Raw genomic sequence first — 1,998 nt, forward strand, 5'->3', positions numbered from 1 at the left:
GTCAAGGTGCAGTACAAGAACAACGACAGCTCGCCCACCGACAACCAGATCAAGCCGGGTCTGCGTGTCGTCAACACCGGGACCGACCCGGTGGATCTGTCCAAGGTGACGATCCGCTACTACTTCACCGGTGACGGCGGTGCGTCGAGCTTCACCACGTCGTGCGACTACGCGGCCGTCGGCTGTTCGAACCTCACGCAGAAGGTGGTCGCCCTGTCCTCGCCGAAGTCCGGCGCGGACCACTACGTGGAGGTCGGGTTCACCTCCGGCGCCGGCACGCTCGCCGCGGGTGCGAACACCGGTGACATCCAGAGCCGGATCAACAAGAGCGACTGGTCGAACTTCAGCGAGAGCGACGACTACAGCTACGCGACCAACACCGCCTACGCCGACGCCACGAAGGTGACCGTGTACGTCGACGGCACCCTCGCGGGCGGCATCGAACCCTGAGTTCCCCCCAGTTCTCCCTCCCCCCAGCGGCGCGTGGTGTGCCGTACGGCCCCACCGCGCGCCACAACACCCCACGGAAGGAACCCTTGGTGAAGAAGCTCCCACCTCCCCCGCGAGCCAGGCTCACCCGCGGCTTCGCCGCCCTCTCGGCGCTCGCGCTGAGTTCCGCGCTGGCCATGACGCTCAGCGCACCGACCGCCTCGGCCGCCACCGCTCGGGTGGACAACCCGTATGTGGGCGCGACGGGTTACGTGAACCCGGAGTGGTCTGCGAACGCTGCCGCCGAGCCCGGCGGCAGCGCGGTCGCCAACACACCGACCGCGGTGTGGCTGGACAGCATCTCGACCATCCAGGGCGCCAGTGGCCGGATGGGCCTGCGCGACCACCTCGACAAGGCCGTGTCCGAGGGCGCCAACCTGATCACGCTGGTCATCTACGACCTGCCGGGCCGGGACTGCTCCGCGCTCGCCTCCAACGGCGAGCTGGGCCCCACCGACATCGGCCGGTACGAGACCGAGTACATCGACCCGATCGCCAAGATCCTCGCCGACCCGGCCTACGCCAACCTGCGGATCGTCAACGTCATCGAGCCCGACTCGCTGCCGAACCTGGTGACCAACGCGGGCGGCACCGCCGGCTCGACGTCGGCGTGCGAGACGATGAAGGCGAACGGCAACTACGAGACCGGCGTCGGCTACGCGCTGAACCACCTGGGCGCGATCCCGAACGTCTACAACTACATCGACGCCGGCCACCACGGCTGGCTGGGCTGGGACAGCAACCTCGGCCCGTCCGTGGACGAGTTCTACAAGGCCGCCAACACCGCCGGTGCCACGGTCGACGACGTGCAGGGCTTCATCGTCAACACGGCCAACTACTCGGCGACCGTGGAGCCCAACTTCAAGGTGACCGACACCGTCAACGGGACGACGGTGCGCCAGTCGAAGTGGGTGGACTGGAACCAGTACGTCGACGAGCAGTCCTACGCCCAGGCGCTGCGCACCACGCTCGTGTCGAAGGGCTTCAGCTCCGGCATCGGCATGCTGATCGACACCTCCCGCAACGGCTGGGGCGGTTCCGCCCGGCCGACCGGCCCCGGCCCGACGACCTCCGTGGACGACTACGTCAACGGTGCCCGGATCGACCGCCGGATCCACGCGGGCAACTGGTGCAACCAGAGCGGTGCCGGCCTCGGTGAGCGGCCGACCGCGGCCCCGGCCTCCGGGATCGACGCCTACGTGTGGGTGAAGCCCCCGGGCGAGTCGGACGGGTCCAGCCAGCCCATCGACAACACCGAGGGCAAGGGCTTCGACCAGATGTGCGACCCGACCTACTCGGGTAACGCGCGCAACGGCAACAACCCGACCGGTGCCCTCCCGAACGCGCCGCTGGCCGGTCACTGGTTCTCCGCGCAGTTCCAGCAGCTGCTGCAGAACGCCTACCCGCCCGTCTCCGGCTCCGGTGGCGGTGGCGGCGGCACCGACACGACGGCTCCGTCGGCGCCGACGAACCTCGCGGTGTCGGGGACGACGGCTTCGAGCGTGTCGC

General features: G+C 69.1%; 2 protein-coding genes. Both read left to right on the plus strand.

Translation table 11 applies throughout. The features are described from left to right. Nucleotides 1-450: cellulose binding domain-containing protein (locus tag ACWDD7_RS37620; protein WP_450460702.1), on the plus strand; the 450-nt coding region annotated here is incomplete at its 5' end. A 176-nt stretch (nt 451-626) separates the two neighbouring features. After that, a partial coding sequence (locus ACWDD7_RS37625; RefSeq protein WP_450460703.1) for a glycoside hydrolase family 6 protein occupies nt 627-1,998 on the plus strand: 1,372 nt, incomplete at its 3' end.

This window comes from Streptomyces sp. NPDC001056 (genome assembly GCF_053598955.1).